Origin of the sequence: Crateriforma spongiae (assembly GCF_012290005.1) — a bacterium.
GTDB lineage: Bacteria > Planctomycetota > Planctomycetia > Pirellulales > Pirellulaceae > Crateriforma > Crateriforma spongiae.
In genome coordinates, this window is the sequence record NZ_JAAXMS010000003.1 from 252,601 (window position 1) to 275,576 (window position 22,976).

General features: G+C 59.3%; 19 protein-coding genes and 1 pseudogene. 10 read left to right on the forward strand and 10 right to left on the reverse strand.

The window, feature by feature from the left end; genetic code table 11:
- Positions 1-42: 42 nt before the first annotated feature.
- Entirely contained in the window at positions 43-1,203 is a 1,161-nt protein-coding gene (locus HFP54_RS09010) for a lysylphosphatidylglycerol synthase transmembrane domain-containing protein (protein WP_235951509.1), read from the reverse strand.
- A gap of 387 nt (positions 1,204-1,590) precedes the next feature.
- Here HFP54_RS09010 and HFP54_RS09015 point away from each other — a divergent pair, with 387 nt between their 5' ends.
- Positions 1,591-1,794, forward strand: coding sequence for a small basic protein (locus HFP54_RS09015; RefSeq protein ID WP_145294154.1), 204 nt, complete (start codon positions 1,591-1,593; stop codon positions 1,792-1,794).
- A gap of 93 nt (positions 1,795-1,887) precedes the next feature.
- Complete coding sequence (locus tag HFP54_RS09020) at positions 1,888-2,970, forward strand: acyl-CoA desaturase (protein ID WP_168564878.1); 1,083 nt, start codon at positions 1,888-1,890, stop codon at positions 2,968-2,970.
- 25 nt (positions 2,971-2,995) lie between these two features.
- Here the strand turns inward: HFP54_RS09020 and HFP54_RS09025 are convergent, their stop codons facing one another.
- The gene (locus HFP54_RS09025; protein ID WP_168564879.1) at positions 2,996-4,381 is read right to left on the reverse strand and encodes an MFS transporter; all 1,386 of its coding nucleotides are present in this window, start codon (positions 4,379-4,381) and stop codon (positions 2,996-2,998) included.
- A 163-nt stretch (positions 4,382-4,544) separates the two neighbouring features.
- The gene (locus tag HFP54_RS26360; RefSeq protein ID WP_390656977.1) at positions 4,545-4,667 is read right to left on the reverse strand and encodes a helix-turn-helix domain-containing protein; all 123 of its coding nucleotides are present in this window, start codon (positions 4,665-4,667) and stop codon (positions 4,545-4,547) included.
- Between the two features lie 215 nt (positions 4,668-4,882).
- Here HFP54_RS26360 and HFP54_RS09035 point away from each other — a divergent pair.
- A pseudogene (locus HFP54_RS09035) lies at positions 4,883-5,440 on the forward strand (nitrilase-related carbon-nitrogen hydrolase); the annotation flags it as partial.
- On the opposite strand, the gene HFP54_RS09040 reads toward HFP54_RS09035, so the two are convergent.
- The 4 genes from HFP54_RS09040 to HFP54_RS09055 form a co-directional block, all read right to left on the reverse strand.
- Positions 5,432-6,199, reverse strand: a complete 768-nt coding sequence (locus HFP54_RS09040; RefSeq protein WP_146415502.1) for a class I SAM-dependent methyltransferase — start codon at positions 6,197-6,199, stop codon at positions 5,432-5,434. The pseudogene HFP54_RS09035 and the gene HFP54_RS09040 sit on opposite strands and share 9 nt — an antisense overlap.
- A gap of 49 nt (positions 6,200-6,248) precedes the next feature.
- Entirely contained in the window at positions 6,249-6,659 is a 411-nt protein-coding gene (locus HFP54_RS09045) for a Minf_1886 family protein (protein WP_168564880.1), read from the reverse strand.
- A 102-nt stretch (positions 6,660-6,761) separates the two neighbouring features.
- The gene (locus tag HFP54_RS09050; RefSeq protein ID WP_235951513.1) at positions 6,762-7,625 is read right to left on the reverse strand and encodes a PSP1 domain-containing protein; all 864 of its coding nucleotides are present in this window, start codon (positions 7,623-7,625) and stop codon (positions 6,762-6,764) included.
- 112 nt (positions 7,626-7,737) lie between these two features.
- Positions 7,738-8,844 carry a prenyltransferase/squalene oxidase repeat-containing protein gene (locus HFP54_RS09055; RefSeq protein ID WP_168565209.1) on the reverse strand — a complete coding sequence of 369 codons (1,107 nt, stop codon included), beginning with the start codon at positions 8,842-8,844 and terminating at the stop codon, positions 7,738-7,740.
- Between the two features lie 462 nt (positions 8,845-9,306).
- Here HFP54_RS09055 and HFP54_RS09060 point away from each other — a divergent pair, with 462 nt between their 5' ends.
- From HFP54_RS09060 to HFP54_RS09080, 5 genes are all read left to right on the forward strand, one after another.
- Positions 9,307-9,885, forward strand: a complete 579-nt coding sequence (locus tag HFP54_RS09060) for a hypothetical protein (RefSeq protein WP_168564881.1) — start codon at positions 9,307-9,309, stop codon at positions 9,883-9,885.
- Between the two features lie 302 nt (positions 9,886-10,187).
- A complete protein-coding gene (locus HFP54_RS09065) occupies positions 10,188-11,192 on the forward strand; it encodes a sugar phosphate isomerase/epimerase family protein (RefSeq protein ID WP_146415500.1) in 1,005 nt (334 codons plus the stop codon).
- Between the two features lie 96 nt (positions 11,193-11,288).
- Complete coding sequence (gene thiS / locus HFP54_RS09070) at positions 11,289-11,564, forward strand: sulfur carrier protein ThiS (RefSeq protein WP_235951517.1); 276 nt, start codon at positions 11,289-11,291, stop codon at positions 11,562-11,564.
- Positions 11,564-12,445: a thiazole synthase gene (locus HFP54_RS09075; RefSeq protein WP_168564882.1), complete on the forward strand. Its 882-nt coding sequence runs from the start codon at positions 11,564-11,566 to the stop codon at positions 12,443-12,445. The genes thiS and HFP54_RS09075 overlap by 1 nt, the downstream gene beginning before the upstream one ends.
- A gap of 186 nt (positions 12,446-12,631) precedes the next feature.
- On the forward strand, positions 12,632-13,141 hold the full coding sequence (locus HFP54_RS09080) for an SET domain-containing protein (protein ID WP_146415499.1): 510 nt from the start codon (positions 12,632-12,634) through the stop codon (positions 13,139-13,141).
- Between the two features lie 22 nt (positions 13,142-13,163).
- Here the strand turns inward: HFP54_RS09080 and HFP54_RS09085 are convergent, their stop codons facing one another.
- Positions 13,164-15,218 (reverse strand): serine/threonine-protein kinase, encoded by a 2,055-nt coding sequence (locus tag HFP54_RS09085; protein ID WP_168564883.1) that lies wholly within the window; start codon positions 15,216-15,218, stop codon positions 13,164-13,166.
- Positions 15,219-15,398: 180 nt separating this feature from the next.
- Here HFP54_RS09085 and HFP54_RS09090 point away from each other — a divergent pair, with 180 nt between their 5' ends.
- Entirely contained in the window at positions 15,399-17,201 is a 1,803-nt protein-coding gene (locus HFP54_RS09090; RefSeq protein WP_168564884.1) for an apolipoprotein N-acyltransferase, read from the forward strand.
- A gap of 5 nt (positions 17,202-17,206) precedes the next feature.
- Here HFP54_RS09090 and HFP54_RS09095 read toward each other — a convergent pair whose 3' ends face one another.
- Complete coding sequence (locus HFP54_RS09095) at positions 17,207-19,492, reverse strand: DEAD/DEAH box helicase (RefSeq protein WP_235951519.1); 2,286 nt, start codon at positions 19,490-19,492, stop codon at positions 17,207-17,209.
- A 674-nt stretch (positions 19,493-20,166) separates the two neighbouring features.
- Here HFP54_RS09095 and HFP54_RS09100 point away from each other — a divergent pair.
- Positions 20,167-21,261 (forward strand): NAD(P)-binding domain-containing protein, encoded by a 1,095-nt coding sequence (locus tag HFP54_RS09100; protein ID WP_168564886.1) that lies wholly within the window; start codon positions 20,167-20,169, stop codon positions 21,259-21,261.
- A gap of 98 nt (positions 21,262-21,359) precedes the next feature.
- Here the strand turns inward: HFP54_RS09100 and HFP54_RS09105 are convergent, their stop codons facing one another.
- Positions 21,360-22,976 carry an arylsulfatase gene (locus tag HFP54_RS09105; protein WP_168564887.1) on the reverse strand — a complete coding sequence of 539 codons (1,617 nt, stop codon included), beginning with the start codon at positions 22,974-22,976 and terminating at the stop codon, positions 21,360-21,362.

The following is a 22,976-nucleotide window of genomic DNA, read 5'->3' on the forward strand; positions in this document are numbered from 1 at the left end:
ACAAACGATCGGCGGAAGCAGCAACCGGCGGATACTGCCGGTTTAGATCCCCGCGTCGGGTTCGGCTTCCAGCGATTGGCGGACTTCGGCGTTGGCCGTCCAGTAGAAAACAGTCCCGATCGCCGCCATGATCACTTTGACCAACTCAAACACCAGCGCGACCAAGGTCCCTTTGGCTTCGGTGGGTGTGGCCGGGACGATCGTGTAAAGCCATTCCAAAGCCGCTTCGAACACGCCCAATCCTGCCGGCGTCAACGGCAATGCCGAAGCCAACATCCCGATGGGAACGATCACAAAGTGTTCGGTAAAACTGGGCGGTGATGCGTACAGACCGCGAGCGATCAGGTAGACGCTGATCGCCAACATCGATTGCACACCCAGACTCATCACCACCGAGGCCCCAAACGCAAGCCGATGGTGATGAAACATCCGCAACGGTGGTCCGACGCGGGCGATGATTGGACCGACGATCGGCCAATCGCTGGCCCACCGCACCAGCGAATCGACGCCGCGACCGCCCAGGATCAACACCATCAAGACTGCGGTGCCGGTTGCGATCAACGCCGCGGTGACGATTTTGATGTTCGTCAGATCGGCGTCACCGCTCGGGTTGGTGGTCAGCAACGCGGCGGCAACCAACAGCAACAGCCCGTACAGCCCGACGCCGCGATCGACCAAAACCGACGCGACCGCTTCGACGCGTTTGCCGGGACGACGCCGCGCCAGAAAGATCGCTTTGAACAGATCGCCGCCGACGCTGCCGGCGGAAACGAAGCTAAGCAGGAAGCAAATCGCCCCCAACCGGAAAGCTTCCAGCATCGTCAGGTGGATGCCTTGCGCACGGACCAACAGGCACCAGCGGGCGAACGACAGCGACATCGCCCCGAGTGCGACCGCCAGTGCAGCGGCCAACAGCAGGAAGTTTTTCGGCTGGTCGCGGATTTCGGCCCAGTCTTCGGGCTTCACGCGATAGATCAACAAATAGGCGATGATCGCTGCGGGAATCAGGAACTTTGCCCCCGTCATCAGACCCGCGGTGATCAACGATCGACCGGCCGCGGGGCCATGTTCCTCGCCCGGCGTGTCTTCGTCGGCGGGATCCCCGGGCGGTCGTGGGGTGGGGGCGTCGGCCCGGGATTCGGAGCTGGCCTGTGCGTCCGGATTGTCCCGGGCGGTCGGTTCGATGGGGTCCAAGGCGTTCATCCGTCGAAGAATAGTTGGGTCACGGGAATCTGCCGAGGTGTCCCCCAGGTCAATCTTGCCAAATCGGCGTCCAGTTCCTATCCTGCGGGGCCACTGGGTTCCACGGCCTGATTCCGACTGCAACGTCGGCTTGCCCCGCACCGTCAGGCAGCCCCCCTTCGAACGCGTGGTTGTGTTCGTCGGTCCGCGTCGCAACGGACGACGCCGGCCTTTTCCGATCCGGCCTTTGGGTTTGTCGATCGCGGAGGACGGACGATCTGCGAAAGCTGTGGAAATGACCGCTAAAACAGCCGGTTTTACGGCAAAATTTAAGGCAGCCGGGTTCGTCAGGGCCTCGGATGCCGACCCAACGTCATTCCGAATCACTGTCCCTATCGAGACCGCCAAATGTCGATCGACCAAAGCCTGAAGGTGAAAGCCGGGGCCATCAAGTCCCGGAACGTTCTGACCCGTGCCGAGCGTGTCGCACGGCTGAAACAACTGGACAAGTTTGACGAGAACGAAGCGATCGTGGGCATGCCCAAGGTTCGCGTCCAAAAGATCTCGCTGAAGAAGAAGAAGAAGGTCAAGAAGGCCGACGACGACAAGTAGGCTGGGGTTGCGTCGATCGGCCCAATCGCGGTACGCCCTTGTGTACCCTAGGCTGTTCGATTCGACTTCTGACCACTTCTCAAGGCCGGACCCATGCCCGTCGCCGACGACCAAATTCCGGGGCTGCCAACTTCATCGAACGCCAGTGATGCTGCGGCGGCGGATTCTGCGTCCGCCGCTGATGTGCCATCCGGTGGCGGCCAGGTTGCTCAGGTGACCGAGGCACCGTCAAAAACGCCTGATGGTTCGGCCGACCCCGATTCCGCGTCGGGCGTTCGTGATCCCCAGCGGCTGCCTTTGCCCGAAGCCACCCAGCCGCTGCAGGTGATGTGGCGCTATGTCGTCGTTCTTTCCGTGGTCCATCTGATCGCGATGCTGGCGGTGATCCCCTGGCTGTTCACTTGGTCCGGACTGGTCTTTGCCATCGCCGGACACTTTGTTTTCGGCATGCTTGGGATCACGATCGGTTACCATCGGTTGCTGACCCACCGTGGATTCACCTGTCCGAAGTGGCTGGAACACGGATTGGCGCTGCTGGGCATCTGTAACTTGCAAGACAGCCCGGCGCGTTGGGTGGCCATCCACCGGATGCATCATCAGCACAGCGATCACCAACCGGATCCACACAGCCCACTGGCCAGTTTCTTGTGGGGCCATGTCGGTTGGGTCGTCTGTCGCCACAAAGACTTGGACACCACGCGGCATTACGAACGCTATGTCCGTGATTTGCTGAAAGATCCGTTCTACTTGCGTTTGGAACGCGGCGACGTTTGGTTTTTGGTTTATGTCGGTCACGCCCTTTTGTTGACTCTGATGGGTGGCGTTTGGGGATGGATCGCCAGCGGTGGATCTTGGGCCGAAGCCGGGCGTTACATGGCCAGTTGGTTCGTGTGGACCGTTGCGGTGCGAACCGTGTTCGTGTTGCACGGAACCTGGGCGGTCAACTCGTTCGCCCACTTCTTTGGCTACCGTAACTATGAAACCCGCGACGACAGTCGCAACAACTGGATGGTGGCCATCTTTACCCACGGCGAAGGCTGGCATAACAACCACCACGCCTCCCCGCGTGCCGCACGGCACGGGCACAAGTGGTACGAATTTGACATGTCGTGGTGGGTCATTCGCACCTGGGAAATGATGGGCTTGGCCAAAGACGTGGTCCGTCCCAAAACCTGATCGCGTTTCCCTCGCGACCCGTGAATCAGGTCGTGGCCGGGCCCAGGTCGATGGGCTTCTCTTCGGCCATTTCTTCGGTGACCTCGGTCTTGTCCCAGAAGCTTAGGGCAAAGATCACGGCCACCACGCCGGCAAATACCGCTGGCATCAGCCAGAACATCGCGGCACCGGCTTCCCAGCCCTCGGCGGTCGTGGCATCCAACTTCACGACGCTGTCGCCCCAGAACCCCGACACGTAGTTGCCGACCAACATGCCGGCACCATAGGTCAGCAAGCCGACCAACGCCTGGGCGCTGGTCCGTGTTTCCGGCGGTGCAACGCGGTCGGTGTACAGTTGGCCGGTCACAAAGAAGAAGTCATAGCAGATGCCGTGCAGCATGATGCCCAAGATCAGCATCGCCGAATTCGATGGCATCAGGCCAAACAAGACGTATCGCAACGCCCAAGCGATCATGCCAACCAGCAGCATCTTCTTGACGCCCAGTCGAGCCAAGAACACGGGCACCAACGCCATGAACACGATTTCGCTGACCTGACCCAGCGCCATCACGCCGCCGGTATCGTCGCCAAACGCCATCAGCTTCACGAAGTCGCCGGTTCGTGCGTAATAGAACGCAAGCGGGATACAGATCAGGAACGAGCACAAAGCGAAAACCGCGTAGGACGGATTCTTCAGCAAACTGATCGCATCGAATCCCAACAGTTTGATAATGTTGACCGGTTTGCCTTTGCCTTCCGGCGGCGACGAAGGCAATGTGAACGCATAGATCCCGTAGATCAAACTGGCCGCAGCGGCCAATTGAAACTGGACCGCCGATCCGCCCGCGTCGTCGACACCGGGAAGCACCTTCAGCGGAAAGATCCCAAAGAAGGATTGGGACACCACCAGGCCGCCGACGATCCAGCCGATCGTTCCCCACAATCGAATCTTGGGGAAATCACGATCCGGCGATGCCACGTTCTGGAAGGTCAGCGTGTTGACCACCGCCAGCGTGGGCATGTAGCAGATGAAAAACGCCAACATGGCGACGAAGAACATCGTCGGCGAATCTTCGATCGTGCTGACCCAATACAGCAAACCCGCACCGGCCAAGTGCAAAATCGCCAGCACGTGTTCCTTGTTCAGCAATCGGTCGGCGACGAATCCGACAATCAGCGGGGCACACAGGGCCGCCCAAGTCTGCGTCGCATAGATGTTGGCGACGATCGAATTCAACGTGCCCTTTTCTTCGTACGCGGCGAACAGGTTGGTCAGATAACCGCCCATCGTGACAAAGAAAACGCCCCATACAAAAAATTGCAGGAACATCATGATGCTTAGTCGGATCGGCTTGGACATGGCAGCGGATTCGTTGGGCAAATCGGAAAACGGAACGACTTCGGTGATGCGAACAGCCGATGATTCTGGCATTCGCGAAAGCGAATTGTAATCGGCATCCCGATCCTGGTGTCCCCACCCAAGTCGCGACATCCTGACGCCAAAGGTGTTTTGACTCCTTTGACGTTTCTTGGATCCCCCGGCGGCGGCGCACCGGGGCGACACCGGGCCCCGCTGGCATCATCACGCTGGTCATTTAGTGTCGCGTCAAACCCAGTTGCTTGAGACGGCTGCGCAGGGTCGGGCGACTGATACCCAGGCGTGTACTGGCTTCGCTCAAGTTTCCTTGCGTCGCTTTCAGCACTTGATCGATCAACACCCGATCAACTTCGTCGTGAATGTCACTGCTGATCGAAAACGAACCGGCCGCCAAACGGGTCGCGATCAGCCGCGAAAGATCGCTTCGCCAATCTGACGATGACGGCGTGGTGATGTGTTACGCGGGATCGAGATCATGGTCGAACCGGAATACCGTGCCATGCGGTGGTCGCGGCGTTGGTATGACGCACGTAAGGAATACTGTCTGGTGAACAACATCGCGACGGCAAGATTGACAAGCAATACAAGTTGCACATCACGCCGTCCGAACAGCGTTGGTGGGGCGTCGAAGCGGGGAATGAACTTGGCGTCTTTGATACCGATTGCGGCAAAGTGTCGATCCAGATTTGTTACGACTGTGAGTTTCCGGAATTGGGACGTATCGCGGCCGATCAAGGCGCCAACTTGATCTTTGTTCCGTTCAATACCGACACCCGCAGCGGATACCTGCGAGTCCGGCAGTGCGCGGCGGCACGCTGTATTGAGAACGAAGTCTTCGTCGCCATCGCCGGTTGTACGGGCAACCTGCCGTTTGTCGAAAATGCCGACATCCACTATGCGCAATCGGCGATTCTGACCCCGTGTGACGTCACCTTCGCACGCGATGGGATCGGTGCCCAAGCGAACGAGAACATTGAAACGGTGATCATCCACGATGTGGATTTAGAACTGTTGCGTCGCCATCGAATCGGCGGGACGGTTCGCAACTGGAATGATCGTCGCACCGATCTGTATGACGTCGTGGTGCGGGCCCCCGGCGATGGATCAGCGTGATGCTTTTATCTGTTCCAAGACATCTTTGGTCGCGACCGGATCGATTTCCGGTAGTGGGCTGTCGTCCCGCGCGAAGAACATCAAGTGTTGCCAAGGAAGTTGGTTGTATTCACGGACCAGCTTCAGCCCGTTGGCGTTGTATTCACGGATGATTTGCCGTTTGGACATCTTGTGAAGCGGTTTGATTGGAACCGACGGGTCTTCCGCACGATATTCGAACAACGCAACGACGCCTTTGGGCTTCAGGCTTCGCCGAATCGACCACAGCATTGATTCGGGATGTGAGAATTCATGATAGACGTCGACCATCAATAGCAAGTCGACTTGCCCGGCCGGAAGTTTGGGATCGTTGATGCGGCCCAAGATGGGTTGGACGTTATCGACGTCGGCGCGTCGTGAACGAGCGGCCAACTTTTGCAGCATCTGCGGTTGGATGTCGACGGCCAGCACACGTCCGTCGGGAGCAACATCGCGGGCCATCGGCAAGGTCCAAAAACCGTTGCCGCAACCCAGGTCGCACACCACCATGCCGGGTCGCAATTGAAGTTGGTCGAATCCTTCGCGGACGCTTTCTTCTTCTTCACGTTCGGGACGGATCAGCCAAGACGCACCACGATGTGACATCGGCTGGGCGACGATGCGATCCAAATAAACCCGGCGGGCGGATTCTTTGGGCGGGGCATCGGCCGTATCGGATGCGGTTGGTGATTCTGACAACAGTGCGTCTTGTGCGACGCACAAATGGGTGGACGCCGGCATCAGGAATGCGGTGAACAGCCACGCGGCGACCCAAAGAATGCGCGGCCGGCTATTCTTCCGAAGATGCCAATTCGAAGACCGGCTGGAACGCTTCGTCGAAGTCATACACGTCATCAAAATCTTCCCGCCGGTCGGTATCGCTTTTCCGCATCTGTTCGATGCGGATCAGATTGTAGACGACTTCGCCAAGATCACTGGTGGTGTGCACGCCCCAGCTGTTCAAAACGATTTTGGCCAAGTAGCCATATTGTTCCAGCGAGTACAGCCGGCAAGCCTCGCAAAGCTGTTGGCCGGTCAGATGGCGGACGTCGTCGGCGTCGGTGGGCATGTCGCCGATCCGGATCTGGTCGGCGTGTTCATGGGCGTACTGCAAGGATTCGCGAATGAACTGATAGGCTTCCAGTTTAAAACGTGGATCGTCCTTTAACAGCTTGCGCATCGCTTGCAGTGGCGAAGTCATGATCGTGCGGGATCCGGCGGGTGATTGATGGGCGACGGCGATTTACCGTCGGTGGCGACCCACGTTAGCGTTTCTGGCACCGCGGGCGGAGGGGGGAATTCCCTATTTTTGCTGAACCGTCAACACGTCGCTGGCGTTGATCAGGATACGTCGACGGTCTTCGGTGCTGACCAACAACTGCCCGCTCAGGATTTCCTGGTTCAATACCACCATGGTACCGTCGCGGGTGACCACCTGGCTGCCGACCGGCGGCAACGCGTCGGCCAGGGATTGATAGGTTTCAAATTCGTAACGCAGACAGCATTTTAGACGCCCACAGCGGCCGGAAATCTTGTTCGGGTCCAGCGTTGCTTTTTGCAGCTTGGCCATCTTCATCGACACCGGCGGCATCTTCGTCAGATGGTTGGCACAACAGATCGGACGGCCGCAATCGCCATAGTCGGCCAAGATTTTCGCTTCGTCTCGCACACCGATTTGCCGCATCTCGATCCGCGTTTGAAACTCTTTGGCCAGGTCGCGGACCAGTTGTCGAAAGTCGACGCGCTGGGGTGCGATGAAGTAGACCACGACACGTTCGCCGCCCAATATTTGTTCGACGTCGACCAATTCCATCTGCAGGTCCAGTGCGTCGACGCAACGTTGACACGTGGCCATCGCGGCATCGGTCAACGTTTTCAAATAGGCCAGCTGTTTACGGTCGTCGATGTCTTGCAGCCGCAAAATTCGCCCCTGCGTTGATTCCTGCATTGCCGCGATTGCGACCGGCGTCGCCTGGCACAGCACGGTTCCCGATTCGGTCCCCCGATCGGTTCGCACGATCACATCGTCGCCATATCCGAACGTGGTCTTGGCGGTCATCACCCCCAGCGTCCGCATCGTGCCGTATCGCACGACGTATTCCAGCGGCGCGGACGATTCACCGGTTGGTGGATCGTTGGGGGGCGATGGCGGCGGGGATGTGGGCATGCGCGGGTAGTGTGGGGCACAGCGGGCGAGTCGGCCGTCGCGGCGAGTCAGCGGCAAAACGGCATCGGTGGGCCGTTTTGCTGAGGCGGCCAGCGCGTCGGGGCGTTGCGTTTTAACGCTTGGCTTCGGCCAATGCCAGTAAAACATAGGCGGTGACCAGTTGTCGGTCGCCCTCCATCCAGCGTTCGCTTTGGTCGTTGACCCAGGATCCGTCGGCCTGCTGGCTGGATTCCAGTTGGTCGACCAATTCGGCACGCCAGTCATGAGGTTTCCCATCGGCGTCGTCCAACACTTCCACGCCGGCCGCCGCCAAGGCTTTGGCAAAGGTGTGGTAGTAGTAGTACAGACCCTGGGCCCCCATGCCAGGGTTGTGATCCAACGTGTAGTTGTCACGAATGAAATTCATCGCAGCGATCACACGCGGGTCGTCGCGCGTCAGCCCGGCGTAGATCATGCTTTTTAAGCCTGCGTAGGTCATCGACCCGTAACTGCGCAGCCCGCCGCCGTCGGTTTCGCCCGCCTTGCTTTGTCCGCCGGCGGCCGGTGTGTAATAGAAACCGCCGTCACCGATCTTGTCGGCAAATTCGGTGGTGTTGCCTTGGCCGTCCAGGTTTTGCGTCCGTAAAACAAAGGTCAACGCTTTGCGAATGCTCTCGTCATCGGGGCCGTTGTCCAGTTCCCGCAAAGCTTCGATCAGGAATGCCGTGTTGGACAAATCGGGACGCGAATGGCTGCCGTAACCTGCACCGCCGTACGCCGTGTCGTCCGATTCGGTGCCTTCGCCCTGGTCCCACTGGATGTCTTTCAAGAAAGCTTCGGCGCGTTGCAGTTGGCTGTTGTATCGATCGCCGATGTTGGGATCTTCGGACGCCTTGACCAACGCCATCACCGCTGTGGACGTTTCGTAGTTTCGGTGCAGCGAACCTTTGCGATAGATGCCGCCATCGGGCTGGACCATCTCTTCTAAGTACTTCAGCGCTTTGCGAACGACCGGATCGTTGGTGCCGGCGGTGCCGCGGTGTTCCAGAATTGCTCGGACAGCCAATGCCGTGACTGCGGCCCCCGTTTCACCGCTGAACGAACCGTCGTCGGCCTGGCCGCGTGCGCGCAAAAACTCGATGCCACGGTTGGCCATCTGGTCAATTCGCTGCTGCAAATCGGCCGATCGGTCCGGAGAATCTGCACGCAGCGTCGTCGCCGGCGGAAAAACCGTCACCATGGCGAAAATTGCGGCGACCCGACCCAGACGGTTGCACCAAATCGACGGCGTCTGGCGACGTGGCGGCTGGGCGATCGAGAGCGTTGCGGAAACGGAATCGGCGTGGGGCATGAACGAAGGCTCCCGTCTTTCGACAGTGGATAGTTGAAAACGTCACAGGCGTTGAAGTTCACGACTGTTTCAAACGTCAAGACCGCTGGGCAAAGTCACGCATTTTAGCGGTTCATCAGTCCACTGTTTAGCAACCCACGTGCCTTTGGCCGATCGACCACATGAACAGGCGTTGTCCGGTGTCGGTGCAGCCCAACGATTCGGGCTCTGCCGCCATTTCCCAGCTTCTGTGTTCCTCGATTCGGTCGGGATGCATTCATGTCACCGTCTTCATCGTCCAATCGCACCAGTGATCGTCGGGGCCCACATCGGGCTTCCCAGGCGAACGCTGGGCCAGACGAGGCGGAACCGGTGAACGCGAACGATGGGCAACGCCCGGGGCCGGTACCGGGGACGCACTGGCGAATCGATGGTCCGCATGCGGTCGATGCATTGCCAGACGGGCCGGCCGGAAAGTCTGGCGGAAGCGATCAATCGCGACCAGGCGATTTTTCGGATATCGCGCTGTCGGATTGGGGCCTTGGGGACGCCGGCCCGGAACGGATCGAGTCGACGCAACGGTCGATCGATGAAGACGTTTGGATTGAAGCCGATGCGTCCGTTGAGGGCGATGGGCCACGCTTGACCGCCGAGGACGCCCTGCGGTTGCACGCGACCGACTTGGTGACGCGATTGCAGGCATGGGCCGACCGACTGGACGCCCGCGAAGCCGACCTGAACGTACGCCAGGCGGAACTGGATCGTCGCGAACGGCGTGTCGATTCGATGACCCGCCAGGCCGCGATGGCTGCTGCTGCGACGTCACCGCAATCGACGATCGATTCGCCAGCATTGCCGACGGATCCGACAGCGGGCGATTCCACCCCTGCTGACGCCGCCGCCGCACGTCGGGTGGCGTTCGCCCTGGGGCACTTTGGCCGGTCGCGTTGACCGGCGACGGTTTGGACCGCCGCCATCCGCAGGGGTAGCAGGGGCAATCGGGATCCCATTCGGGGGCAACGTCCGCTAGGACGCCCGGGCAGGTGCGGTAAGGCAAAACATCGCACCCGTTGCCACCGTCTCACCCAGCCGCGACAATCTTAGCCGCCCCGTGCCGCCATCGCATCGGTCTGCTTTGGCCGATGATCGCGTCGGCACGCCTTGGGCCGCCACGCACGTATCGGTGCGAGGTGATCTTTTTGCATTCATCGTTTCTGAAACGTCGACCGCCTCTTTCGGAGTTATTCGCAACCATGCCTCGCCCCGTCACTTTATTCACCGGACAGTGGGCCGATTTGCCCATCAGTGAAATGGCCCGCATGACCGCCGATTTCGGATACGACGGAATCGAACTGGCGTGCTGGGGAGACCACTTCGAGGTCGACAAGGCGTTGGCCGAAGACGACTATTGCGACAAAAAGCGATCGCTGTTGGATGATGCAGGATTGCAGTGTCATGCGATCAGCGCCCACTTGGTCGGCCAAGCCGTTTTGGACAACATCGACGAGCGACACCAGGCGATTTTGCCCGACTACGTTTGGGGCGATGGCGATCCGGCGGCCGTCAACGCGCGTGCGGCGGAAGAATTGGCCAACACCGCGCGGGCGGCACAAAAGTTCGGTGTCGAAGTCGTCAACGGATTCACCGGCAGCAGCATTTGGCACTTGCTGTACAGCTTTCCGCCGGTCCCGCCGTCGATGATTGACGCCGGGTTTGATCTGTTGGCTGAGCGGTTCAATCCGATCTTGGACGTGTTCGGTGAATGCGGTGTTCGCTTCGCTTTGGAAGTCCACCCGACCGAAATCGCGTTTGATATCTACACCGCGCAGCGGGCGTTGGAAGCACTGGATCATCGGCCGGAATTCGGATTCAACTTCGACCCCAGCCACCTGATCTGGCAAGGCGTTGATCCCGTGCAATTCATCCGCACGTTCCCCGATCGCATCTATCACGTGCACATCAAGGATGCGTTGGTCACCTTGGACGGACGCAGCGGAATTCTGACCAGCCACCTGAACTTCGGTGATTCACGTCGTGGATGGGATTTCCGCAGCCCGGGCCGAGGCGGTGTGAATTTCGAAGAAATCATTCGCGCTTTGAACGACATCAATTACCAAGGCCCGCTGTCGATCGAATGGGAAGACAGCGGCATGGAACGGACCTTCGGCGCCCGCGAAGCCTGCGAATTCACCAAGAAGCTGGACTTTTCGCCGAGCAATCGTGCCTTCGATTCGGCTTTCGACGAAGCCACCGCCTGATCCGCGACGATTTATCTCAGGCGGGTGGACCTGTGCGGGGAATGTTCCCTTTTCACCGGCCTCGCTACGATTGAACGGGTAACGATCGCCGGTGCGATGGCGGACCGCCACGCACCGCTGATCACGTTTGTGTATGACCCAAACGATCGGGCGACAAAGCAGCGGACCATGATTCATTTGACCGTCAACGGCGAACCCACGACCGTCGAAAAAGCGATGTCGGTTCGCCAGCTGTTGAACACCGTCGACGTCCCGCCGAACTATCTGGCGGTGGAAGTCAACGAAGAAGTCGTCCCTCGCGAAGACTATGACAACCACGTCGTGAACGACGGCGACCGCGTCGAAGTCGTCACGCTGGTGGGAGGTGGATGATGGCAACTGTGACAACACCCGATGACGTCCGCAATGATCCGGATCCCGACGGCGGCCGGCCCTTGGTGGTCGGCAAACACACGCTGGCCAGTCGCTTGATTGTCGGCACCGGTCGTTATGACACCATGGACCAGATGCGGGATTCGTTGGCCGCCTCCGGTGCCGATTGTGTGACCGTCGCTGTGCGGCGTGAACGACTGTACGACCGCGAAGGTCGCAATATCTTGGACTTCATCGACGGGGATCGCTACACGCTGTTACCCAACACGGCGGGATGTTTCAACGCCGCCGATGCGATCCGTGCCGCCAAGCTGGGACGTGAAATCCTCCGCACCCTGGGCAACCCGGGCGCGGACTGGGTCAAGCTGGAAGTCTTGGGCGACAGCAAGACACTGTTGCCCGATCCGATCGAAACCGTGGCTGCGTGCCGCGAGCTGGTCGACGATGGTTTCAGCGTGTTGTGCTACACCAGCGATTGTCCGGTGACCGCGTTGAAACTGAAGCAGGCCGGTGCCGCCAGTGTGATGCCCGCCGGCAGCCCGATCGGAAGCGGCCAAGGTCTGCTGAACATCAACAACTTGCGGATCATCTTGGAATACCTGAAAGACGACGATCCCGATTACCCGGTGATCATCGACGCCGGTGTGGGGACCGCCAGCGATGTCAGTGATGCATTTGAATTGGGTGCCGACGGGGTGTTGTTGAACACGGCGATCGCCCACGCCCGCGACCCGATTTTAATGGCCTCGGCGATGAAGCACGCCGCGATCGCAGGACGCCAAGCGTTTCTGGCCGGGCGAATCCCGCGCAAGTTGTACGGGACCGCCAGCAGTCCGACCGAAGGCGTCATCAGCACACGGCCCTACGGATCCCAGGCCTAACCGGTCTCGCTGAAGCTGGTCCCCCCAACCAACAGCCAATTCAACCGGACCCGATCAATCCCGGAAGCGTGCTTCGACGATTCTGCGCGCCGTCTATTGATTTGCTGCCGTGGTTTTCTATGCTGCCCAGATTCACATGGACTTGGTCAGCAATATTCGACAAACGAGACCGGCAAGTTGATCGTAATGGGATTAACCAAGAAGCGTCGTGAGATGCTTCAAAAGAAGATCGAAGATGACTTCGGGTATCGTCGGTATCACGATCGTGACATTGAAGTGATTGATCGTGGCGGTTCAAAAGGGTGCGGTGTTTTTGCCGCCCGTCAATTTTTGCCCGGCGAACTGATTTTGGAAGTCCGCGGGCAACTGCTGAGTCAGAAGGACTATGAAGGTTCCACCTACGTCATGGAATTTGACGACAAGTGGTATTTGGAACCCGGCGTCCCGGCCTGCTATGTGAACCATTCTTGCAGCCCGAACACCGAGCTGATGAAGATCACGAAATACACGATGGGATTCGTGGCATTTTGCAACATTGAAGCGGGCACGGAAATCACGTTTGACTATCAGTGGGAAGCCGCCGATTGGATTCCACGTTGCAATTGTGGTGCACCCAATTGTCGGGGCTGGGTCGTCGGGGAAACCGAAGTCAAGAAGATGGAAAAGCTGACGGGCAAACGCAAATCCGGCAAGTGATCCGGCCGGTTGGTCGGTGGAGCTACTCGTTCGATTCGTCTGCAACGGAATCGTCGATGCCGGGAATTTGCGTGTCTTGGACCTCGGTGTCGGCGTCGATTTGAGTGTCCGCGGCAGCGGTAACCGCATCGGTCGTTTCGATTGACTGTAGTTCTTCTCGTGCACGCTGGACCACGGGGGCGGCCCAAGGGTCGTTTTCGTGCAAACGGATCAACGCGTTCAGCATGTCTTTGCGTTCCTGTTCGGACCGCTTGTGTCGGCTGGCATAAATGCGTTGCATCAATTCGTGGATCCGCGGATCGGATGATTCCACCGATTCACCGGCGTCCAGACGCGCCAGTTCATGGCGAACCAGCCGCGTCATCTGTTGGACCTGATCCGATTGCACGGTATCCGCACCGGCGAACAGGGTCAGCCACAGCGACATTTGTTCGCCCGCTTGTTCCGGTGAATCGGACCGCAACTGCATCGCGCGAAAGAATGTCTGTTCGTGAGGAGCCAACTGGTCCAGACCGCGATGATTGACTTTGAATTGCAGCCGGTTCATCACCTGTTGCAGTTCCATTTCCAGTTGCCAAGTGGCGACTTGTTCGCGTCTGGGGTCGTCACCGAAAGTGTTCAAGAAATAGCGGATGCGGGGTTCGACGGACGTCAGCCGATTTCCTGATTCGGCACGACTGATTTCATCGAACAATTCATCGGCCGATGGCGTTCGCATCGTGCCGAACAGATAGACGCCGATGCCGATCAAGATGGCGATCATGCCGGCCAGGGATAACCCGTGAATCCACGTTGGTTTGTTGGAATCCGGATGCACTTGGCCGTCATCGGATCGCTTGGATGCATCGACGGTTTGGAAGTGGGTGCGTGATGCATCGTTGTGGGCGGGATCGTCCGAGATCACGCCGTGTTGCTGCGAAACCTCGGTGGCCTGATTCGGCGGAACGTTGACGGTCACATTGGCCGACCGGCCTGGATTGGACGAATCCTTTGCCGGTGGAGAACCTTGGTCGTTGGCCTTGGTGCCGATGTCATTTCGTGAACGGCTTTCGCCGGTGCGGTCTTTGTGGCGTTCGCCCGTGTCGTCACCGCTGATCGACCCCGCTTCACCCGGAGGTTCGATGCTGCCGGTTGCCGTGCCTTCGGGGCTGGTATCGACATCGGCTTTGGCTTGATGTGCCGCCACGAAGTCTTTGGCTTCCGATTCGGTTAGCAACTGCGTCGCCGCGCCGCGTTCATTCCAAGTGGAATCCCGTAGCATCCCCGCACGAAGCGCCTTCAACCGGTTGCCCACCTTCAGCGCCGTCGGCGGGCGGTCGTCTGGATCTTTGGCCAGCAATTCATCCACCAAGTCCACCAAGTCATCGGGCAGGTTGGGATCGAGCGTTTGCAGCGATACCGGCGTTTCGTGCCGCAACGATTCCAGCACCTTCGTCGAACTCTTGTCGGAAAAGGGCGGGCGTCCCACCAGCATCGCGTAAATCACACTGCCCAACGCGTACAGGTCGGTTCGGATCGTGATGCTGCCGCTGTCGGCTTGTTCGGGGGCCATGTAGTCGGCGGTCCCCAAGACGGAACCCGCCATGGTTTGTTCGCCAAAACCGAACAGCTTAGCGATCCCAAAATCCACCATCTTGATTTTGTCGTTTCGATCCACCAGCAAGTTGGCCGGCTTCAAATCTCGATGGATCACGCCGACGTCGTGGGCGTGCTTCAGTGCGCCACAAATCTGGATGGCAAAGTCGACCGCACGGATCCAAGGCAGACGCTGTTGACGCCGAATGATCGTCCGCAGGGATTCGCCGTCGACCAATTCCATGGCGTAAAACAGCTGTCCCTGTTCTTCGCCGTATCCGATCAGACGAACAATGTTTTCGTGCCGCAACTGTTTCAACGCTTCGACTTCGGCGGCAAAGCGGCGGCGGAATCGCATTTCATCGGCGACGTGACTGGCGATCAGCTTGACCGCCACTTTTTCCTTGGTCTGTTCGTGCGTCGCCTCATAGACGGATCCCATGCCGCCGCGGCCGATCAGTTCGCCGACTCGATAAGGCCCTAAAAATTCCAATGAGCTCATGTCGCTCCGCTTAGGCATCGTGAAAGAAGACGCGTCATTGTAGACAACGCGTGAATTTGGCGGCATCTCCGTGCGCTTTGTCCCCGGCCTGGTGATCGATTCAGGGGAAATGAAAGTCTGGGGAAGACCCGCGTGAAACCGGCGAATCCGCGATTGGAACGGGAAAGCCGAATTCCTATCATGCGGTCCATGAATGACCGGCCGAAACCAGACGATCAACACGACGGTCACCGCGATGGCCAGGAAACCATCCGCTCGATGGCGTGGTGGTTCGCGGTCTTGCCTTGGGGATACGCACTGATCCGTTGGCTCGGGCAGCCGCCGGTCGCCTGGGGATGGTGTGCGCCGCTGGCGCTAGTGCCGCTGCTCTGGTGGATTCGTTACCGCGATGCGAATCGCCGGGGAACCCATCGTCTTGCTTGGCTGTGGTTGGCTTCTTTCGCATTTTGGGCCGTTTCTTTGCAAGGCTTGCGGCACGCGCATCCGCTGTTGTATTTCGCCTGGATCGCATTGGCCGGATATCTAGGCGTTTATGTCGTGCTGTTTGCCGTGGTGGTCCGTCGGATGCGAGATTGGTCGGTGCCCTGGATCATCGCCGTCCCGGTGACCTGGGTCGGCTGTGAATGGATCCGCAACTATCTATTGACCGGTATTTCCGCTTGTATGTTGGGGCACAGCTTCGCCCCTTATTCCCGGCTGATTCAGATTGCCGATACGTTCGGAAGCTATGGCGTCAGTTTCCTGGTCGCGATGTTGGGGGCGGCCATTTTTCAATTGTGCCAAGCGTTCGTACATCGTCGCGAATTCGCACACACGGCCGCCGGTGTTGTTGCGGCCGGTGTCACGGCCCTGGCGTGCTTTGCCTACGGTGAAATGCGTTTGCGGTACCAACCCAGCGAAGGCGATTTGTCGGTCGCGTTGTTGGGGCTGGACGAACAGACCGAATACGACCAGGACGAAGAACGCCCCAAGGAGATCTTTTACACGTACGCGCGAAAATGCATCGAAGTGGCGAAACAGTTGGAAACAGATTCTGCCCGACGCACGCCCGTTGTCGTTTGGCCGGAATCGATGTATTCCGGAGGCCTGCCGTGGATGGAAGTCGCCACCCCGTTTACCCCACCTGAAGACGACAGCGCATCGGAAGACGAGTATCGTCGCTGGGCCGACGAGTGGCAGCAGGCTTTTGCCTTGCGGGCGGCCGATATGCAGCGCGCTTGGATGCCGACGGCAACCGATGGGGAGTTTCCATCGGTTGCACCGGAGTTTTCAGGCGGTCCGATCACTGGTGCCAGTGCGGACAAGTCGCGGACGCATCTGATCGGTGGTTGCGGTGTGGTCATCCAAGACGGGGTGCCCCGTGCCTACAGCGGTCTGGTTCACCTGACGCCGGCCTTGGACGTGGATTGGTATGGCAAGAATCACTTGGTGATGTTCGGTGAATACATCCCCATTTTGTCCACCTGGCCGGTGCTGAAAGAATGGGTGCCGCCCGGTTTGGGGTTGGCGTTTGGCGATGGTCCCAAAACCTTCACGGTCGGGCAGAGTCGTCTGTTGGCGAACATCTGTATCGAAACCGCGGTCGAACGGGTGGCAGTCAATCACGTCCGCGAAATCGTCGAGCGCCAAAGCATCAAACCCGACGCGATTGTGACGGTGACCAACGACGCCTGGTTCGACCACACGGCGGTCGTCCAACATCACCTACGGTGTGACCAGTTTGTGGCGCTTGGATGCCGCACGCCGGTCTTGTCGGCCGGCAACGGCGGGCCGACTGCATGGATCGACAGCTTCGGATGCATCGTCGACCGCGTGCCGCATGGCCGGGCCGGGCACATCATCGCCCAGCCGAAGGTTGATCGCCGCAGCAGTGCTTACCTAATGCTCGGTGACCGACCGGCGGCGTTGGCCGGTTTTGGCGTGTTGGGTGTGGCGGTGTTGCCGCCGTTGCTGCGACGCGTTCGTCGCCGTCGGACCGGCTGATCCGTCTAGCGACGCTTTTTGGAATAACCGCCCTTGCCGGCTGGTCCGCGTTTGCCAGCGCCACGCTTGGAATGCGGGCCTCGTTTGCCGGCGGGTCCGCGGTCGTCATCGCGTCCTCGTTGGAACTTTCCACGTTTGAAACGTGGTCGTCCGGGCGAATCTTCGCCTGACCGATCGCCGCCACCGACGCGGTTGGGACCGCCGGTGTCGACTTTCAGACCCAACTGCTTGCCGGCCACCCAGGTTCTTTGAAGCGTTTCCATCACGTCATGCGGCATCGACTCGGGAAGGTCCAGGATGGTGAACGTATCGTGAATCAACATCGGGCCAATGAATTGGCCATCAATGCCGCCTTCGTTGGCGATCGCACCGACGATGTTTCCCGGCTTCACTCGGTCGCGTCGCCCGACTTCGATTCGGTATCGCGACATGCCCTTTCGGACGGGGCCCAGGCGACGCGGGGGCCCCGAACGTCGTGACGAATCATCGCCGAACGAGTCGTTACGGTCATTTCGTTCTCGCGACGCTTGGCGATTCTTTTCGGGGGCGGTCGGCAAGTCTTTCGCCAAGAACGATCGTCCACGCTGTGACTGGAATGCCAGTGCGGCGGCAATGGTTTGTGGCGTCAGGTCCGAATCATTTGCCAGTGATTCGATCAAACCGGTAAAGAATTCCAGATCTTTGGATTCCACCGTTTCCTTCACCGACGCCTTGAATTCGTCGATCCGTTTCTGATTCAGTTGTTCGGCCGACGGGGGCTGAGCGATCTCGATTTTCTGGCGTGTGGTTTTTTCAATGCTGCGCAATTTGCCACGCTGTGCCGGCGTGACCAGCAAGATCGCGTGCCCATCGCGGCCCGCACGTCCGGTGCGTCCGATCCGGTGGACGTAGGCTTCGTTGTCATGCGGCAGATCGAAATTGACCACGTGGCTGATGCGTTTTACGTCCAAGCCGCGGGCGGCGACGTCGGTTGCCACCAAGATGTCGATCTGGCCGTCCTTCAACTGTGCGACCGTACGTTCGCGGACCTTTTGCGGCATGTCGCCGTTCAGTGCCATCGCACGAAAGCCGCCGTGGCCAAGACGTTCGGCCAAGGCAATCGTCGCGTCCTTGGTCTTGGTGAACACGATCACGCCGTCGGTCGGTTCGACTTCCAGGTATCGTCGCAAGACTTCCTGTTTCAAACGCGGCGGAACGATGATGGCTTTTTGGTCGATCTGTTCTGCGGTCACCTGTTTACGACGAACGGTGATGTGGACCGGATCCGACAGATAGTGCTTGCTGATGTTTCGAATCGCCGGCGGAACCGTCGCGGAGAACAAAGCGATCTGTTGGTCTTCCGGGGAATGCTGCAGAACGAATTCCACGTCCTCCAAGAAGCCCATGTTCAGCATTTCGTCCGCTTCATCCAGCACCAGGCAACGGACCGACGACAAGTCCAGCGAACCACGCTTGACGTGATCGATCACCCGACCAGGCGTACCCACCACGACGTGAGCACCCCGTCGCAGTTGTTTCAACTGTGGTTCGTAATCTTGGCCGCCGTAGATCGCCGCCACGCGAAACTTCTTGGTCTTGCCCGCGTACGTCGAAAACGCGCGAGCCACTTGGATGGCCAATTCGCGGGTCGGCGTCAGCACCAACGCTTGCGGCGTGTCACCGTGCAAGTCGACGTGGCTGAGGATGGGCAATGCGAAGGCGGCTGTCTTGCCGGTCCCGGTTTGCGATTGAGCCAGCACGTCGCGACCGCTGGCCAGTTCCGGAATGACCCTTGCTTGGATTTCTGTCGGGCTTTGGTAACCCGAAGCTTCGACCGCACGCAAAACCTCTTCGGCCAGTCCCAGATTGGCAAAGGACGGTTGATCCGACTCCGGTGCAACCGATGGATCCTCTTGCGACGCCGGCGTGACCGCTTCGGCCGTTTCGCTTGGCTGCGACTCGGTTTCGGATTCGGCATCAGCAGTTGTTGCCGCTTCGCTCATGGCCGCTTCGCCCGAGTTCACGACCTGATCCTGCTGATCTCGGTCGCCGGAAGTCGGGTCGCCGATGGCCTGGTCGTCGGAAGTCTGATTGGCGGGATGCTGATCACTGGCTTCCTGGTCGCTGGAATCCTGTTCCCCGGTGGGACTGACAGCCTGTTCCGCCGCAGCGCCATCAGCGGGGACACCCTCCACGACGGCGGATTCACCGACGGTCGTGGCTTCGGTCTCAAGCTTGTCCGCTGCTGGGGCGGGCTGAACTTCCGAGGTGTCGGCGTCGGACGTGGGAGAAATTTCGGAAACGAATGTCATAACGAGATGGATACTCTGATCGAAAAAATGGACAGCAACGCAGTGGGAGCACGCTTGGCCGATCGGGATTCGTCGGCATGCCATCACATCTTGGCTCGGCCGATACAATCGGCGGTGCCTATTGGACGTCACTTCAGGTGATTGCGATCCGGGTTGTCACGTGGGAAATCCCCGACGTTTTTCGCGGTGCTGGTGCCTTTTTGTGGGCATTCGCACAGCGCCGACAACCTTCGCGGCGACGTCACTTCGTGGTTTTTCTGCCGATATTGAATGCGAAACCGGTTTCGGCGTCGTTCGGCGAGTGCACAGGACCGGCGGTTGGAATACGCCGGACGATCAGAAGTCGTGTCGCTTCGCCGCGTGTTGCGGCGACCACCCGTACCAGTCTGGCCGGGTGCGTAAAATTGAATCGACGCAGACCGTATCGGACCGCCGCCGATTGCGATAGCCGCTAAATCGTGGGGGATGCCACTTTCAGGCAATTCCGGCGTGCGGTGACGGTCGCCGATTGACGATTCGCTGGGTTGTGCCAGATTGAACACCCGGCAATCGAACCTTGGGGCACCGGCCGATATCGGCAAAGCCCCGGAACGCCTGTGAATCTGGCAAAGTCCAACGATTCACCAAACGGCCAATGAACGACTCCAGAAGGCCAACGAAAAAGGACCCCCGCATTGAATGCCTTGCCGCCATGCCCAACGTCGTCTTGCCAAGTCGTGGTCGTCGGCGGGGGACCGATTGGAATTGAAACCGCGGTGGCGTGCCGTAACGCGGGTCTGGACGCCCAAGTGATCGAAGCAGGGGTGATCGGGCAAACGATGTCCTGGTGGGCACCGGGCACCCGTTGGTTCAGCAGCAATGAACGGATCGCGATCGCGGGCGTTCCACTGCTGACCCCGGATCAAACCAAGGCGACTCGGGAACAGTATCTGACCTATTTGCGCTCCGTGGTTCAGCAATTCGAACTGGATGTGCGTTGCCGCCAACGCGTCGCATCGGTCCAACGCGACGGCGACGGGCTGACGGTACTGGTTCAGACACCGGCGGGACCGCGTCAAATTCATTGCGGTCAAGTCGTGTTGGCGGTCGGCGGTACCGACCATCCGAGACGCATGGGAATCGACGGCGAAGACCTGCCGCATGTTGATGGCTACCTACGCGAGGTCCACCAGTATTTCGGTCGTCGTGTCTTGATCGTTGGCGGACGAAACAGCGCCATCGAGGCAGCGTTGCGGCTGTACCACGTCGGTGCCGATGTGACGCTTTCGTATCGTGCTCCTTCTTTGCCCAGCACCAGCATCAAGTATTGGCTTCGTCCAGAAATCGAAGGCCTGATCCGTGCCGGCCGCATCACCGCCCATTTCTCGACGGTCCCACTCCGGATCACCTCAAGCCAAGTGGAACTGGCCGCGGTCGACCCCGAAAGCGGCGATATCGATCGGGCTTCGCCGACAATCGTCCCGGTGGATGATGTTTTGACGCTGATCGGCTACGAACAAGACAAAACGCTGTTCCGCGAAATCGGCATCGAATTGGTCCATCCGGGCGACCATCCGGCCTACGATGCCGAAACGATGATGACCTCGGTCCCGGGCGTGTATGTGGCCGGGACGGCGGTCGCCGGCACGCAATCCAGTCGCTACAAGGTCTTTTTGGAAAACTGTCACGAACACGTCGACAAGATCGTCCGCCACATCACCGGAAGATCCGTGGCGGTGTCACAGGATTCCTCAATCGATTCGATCATCCGTGCACAGCCGGAAAGCTGACGCATCGCTATCGGTTGGGATCATCGATGCAGCGTGGCTGTCGCCACGTTGCAAACGCCGTTGATCAAGCGAAACGGGCAGTCGGCCGCACGCTTGTCTCACTTCGACGAATGCCCCGGGGTCTTGTTCAACTTGTTCAAGTATTCGTACATGTTGAAACGCTCGGGATAAGCGACGCCGGTTCGATCGGCCCATGATTCCCAAGCCGCGATCAATCGGTCACGAACCTCGGGGCGGGTGTCGGCCAGATCGTTCAGTTCCGTTCGGTCGTTCGCCATGTCGTACAGTTCCCACGGCTTGCCGTATTCACGAACCAGTTTCCAGTCACCGTCGCGGGCCGCGGCGTTGCCCTCGTGTTCCCAAAAGATCGTTTCGGTGTGGATCGGATCTTTTGAACCCTTCAACAGCGGCAGCATCGAACGCCCTTCGATCGGCGTGACATCGGACGGATAGGATCCGCCGGCCAATTCCATCAGCGTGGGCATGAAGTCTTGTAGGTAAGCCACTTCATCGACCAATGAACCGTTCAGCTTGTTGGGGATTCCCGCGGGCCAATGGGCGATCATGGGCGTGCAAGCGCCACCTTCGTGAACGAAGTGTTTGTACTTGCGATAAGGCGTGTTACAGGCACCGGCCCAGTGCAAACCCAATCGAACGCCGTTGGTCGTGCGAAGCGGCGGGTTCTTGACCATCGCTTCATCGCCCTTGCCGAAATTGCCGCCTTCCTGGCAGGCACCGTTGTCGGACAAGAAAAAGATGATGGTGTTGTCGGTCAGCTTTTGTTCGTCCAGGAACCCGACCAGCTTGCCGATATTTTGGTCGACCGAATCCACACACGCCGCGTAGGCCGCCATGACCGCGTCCAGGCGATCGCGTTGTTTCGGCTTCAACGAATCCCAGTCAGGGCCGGGGTAGGGAGCCGGTTTTGTGTCCGAGTCCAGGATGCCAAGTTCTCGCTGACGTTCATTGCGACGACGGATCAGATCGTTCCAGCCGTCACGATACTTCCCGCGATACTTTTGATAGTCTTCCCACTTGGCGTTCAGCGGCCAGTGGGGTGCGTTGTAGGCCAAGTACAAAAAGAACGGACGGTCGTCTTTGGTGGTGACATCGCGAATCATCTGCATCGCTTCGTCGGTGAACGCATCGGTGGCATAGAAATCCTCCGGTGCATCGATTGGTTGGTCGCCGCGTGTCAGTCCGCGATCGCCCGCCGGTTCAAAGTAGTTGATCGCTCCGCTGAGGCATCCGAAAAACTGATCAAAGCCACGGCGTGTCGGCTGGCACTGTTCTTGGTCGCCCGAAAGGTGCCACTTGCCCGTCATCAACGTGTGATAGCCCGCATTACGCAACACCGATGCCAGGGTCGTGCATTGATCGTTCAGATATCCCTGGTACGGTCCGGTGATGCCCAACGGTTTGCCGGGGGGCGCCGTCATGTGCCCGATGCCCGTCTGGTGTGGCTGCAGCCCGGTCATCAGGCTGGCCCGCGTCGGGCAACACCGCCCCTGGTTATAGAACTGGGTGAATCGCAGACCTTGCCCGGCCAGTGCGTCGATGTTGGGCGTGTCGATTTCGCCGCCGTAGCAGCCGAGGTCCGAATAGCCCATGTCGTCGACCAGCACGACAATCACGTTGGGGCGATCTTGGGCCTGCAAATGGGAACAAACGCACAGGCTCAAGATGGCCAGTAGGTGGAAGGTTTTGAAACTCAT

What these genes read in the sequence shown, in the direction of transcription:
- HFP54_RS09010 (WP_235951509.1), bottom strand. Translation starts at nt 1,203, where the DNA reads ATGAACGCCTTGGACCCCATCGAACCGACCGCCCGGGACAATCCGGAC.
- HFP54_RS09015 (WP_145294154.1), top strand. Translation starts at nt 1,591, where the DNA reads ATGTCGATCGACCAAAGCCTGAAGGTGAAAGCCGGGGCCATCAAGTCC.
- HFP54_RS09020 (WP_168564878.1), top strand. Translation starts at nt 1,888, where the DNA reads ATGCCCGTCGCCGACGACCAAATTCCGGGGCTGCCAACTTCATCGAAC.
- HFP54_RS09025 (WP_168564879.1), bottom strand. Translation starts at nt 4,381, where the DNA reads ATGCCAGAATCATCGGCTGTTCGCATCACCGAAGTCGTTCCGTTTTCC.
- HFP54_RS09040 (WP_146415502.1), bottom strand. Translation starts at nt 6,199, where the DNA reads ATGCCGGCGTCCACCCATTTGTGCGTCGCACAAGACGCACTGTTGTCA.
- HFP54_RS09045 (WP_168564880.1), bottom strand. Translation starts at nt 6,659, where the DNA reads ATGACTTCGCCACTGCAAGCGATGCGCAAGCTGTTAAAGGACGATCCA.
- HFP54_RS09050 (WP_235951513.1), bottom strand. Translation starts at nt 7,625, where the DNA reads ATGCCCACATCCCCGCCGCCATCGCCCCCCAACGATCCACCAACCGGT.
- HFP54_RS09055 (WP_168565209.1), bottom strand. Translation starts at nt 8,844, where the DNA reads ATGGTGACGGTTTTTCCGCCGGCGACGACGCTGCGTGCAGATTCTCCG.
- HFP54_RS09065 (WP_146415500.1), top strand. Translation starts at nt 10,188, where the DNA reads ATGCCTCGCCCCGTCACTTTATTCACCGGACAGTGGGCCGATTTGCCC.
- thiS (WP_235951517.1), top strand. Translation starts at nt 11,289, where the DNA reads ATGGCGGACCGCCACGCACCGCTGATCACGTTTGTGTATGACCCAAAC.
- HFP54_RS09075 (WP_168564882.1), top strand. Translation starts at nt 11,564, where the DNA reads ATGGCAACTGTGACAACACCCGATGACGTCCGCAATGATCCGGATCCC.
- HFP54_RS09080 (WP_146415499.1), top strand. Translation starts at nt 12,632, where the DNA reads ATGGGATTAACCAAGAAGCGTCGTGAGATGCTTCAAAAGAAGATCGAA.
- HFP54_RS09085 (WP_168564883.1), bottom strand. Translation starts at nt 15,218, where the DNA reads ATGAGCTCATTGGAATTTTTAGGGCCTTATCGAGTCGGCGAACTGATC.
- HFP54_RS09090 (WP_168564884.1), top strand. Translation starts at nt 15,399, where the DNA reads ATGCGGTCCATGAATGACCGGCCGAAACCAGACGATCAACACGACGGT.
- HFP54_RS09095 (WP_235951519.1), bottom strand. Translation starts at nt 19,492, where the DNA reads ATGACATTCGTTTCCGAAATTTCTCCCACGTCCGACGCCGACACCTCG.
- HFP54_RS09105 (WP_168564887.1), bottom strand. Translation starts at nt 22,976, where the DNA reads ATGAGTTTCAAAACCTTCCACCTACTGGCCATCTTGAGCCTGTGCGTT.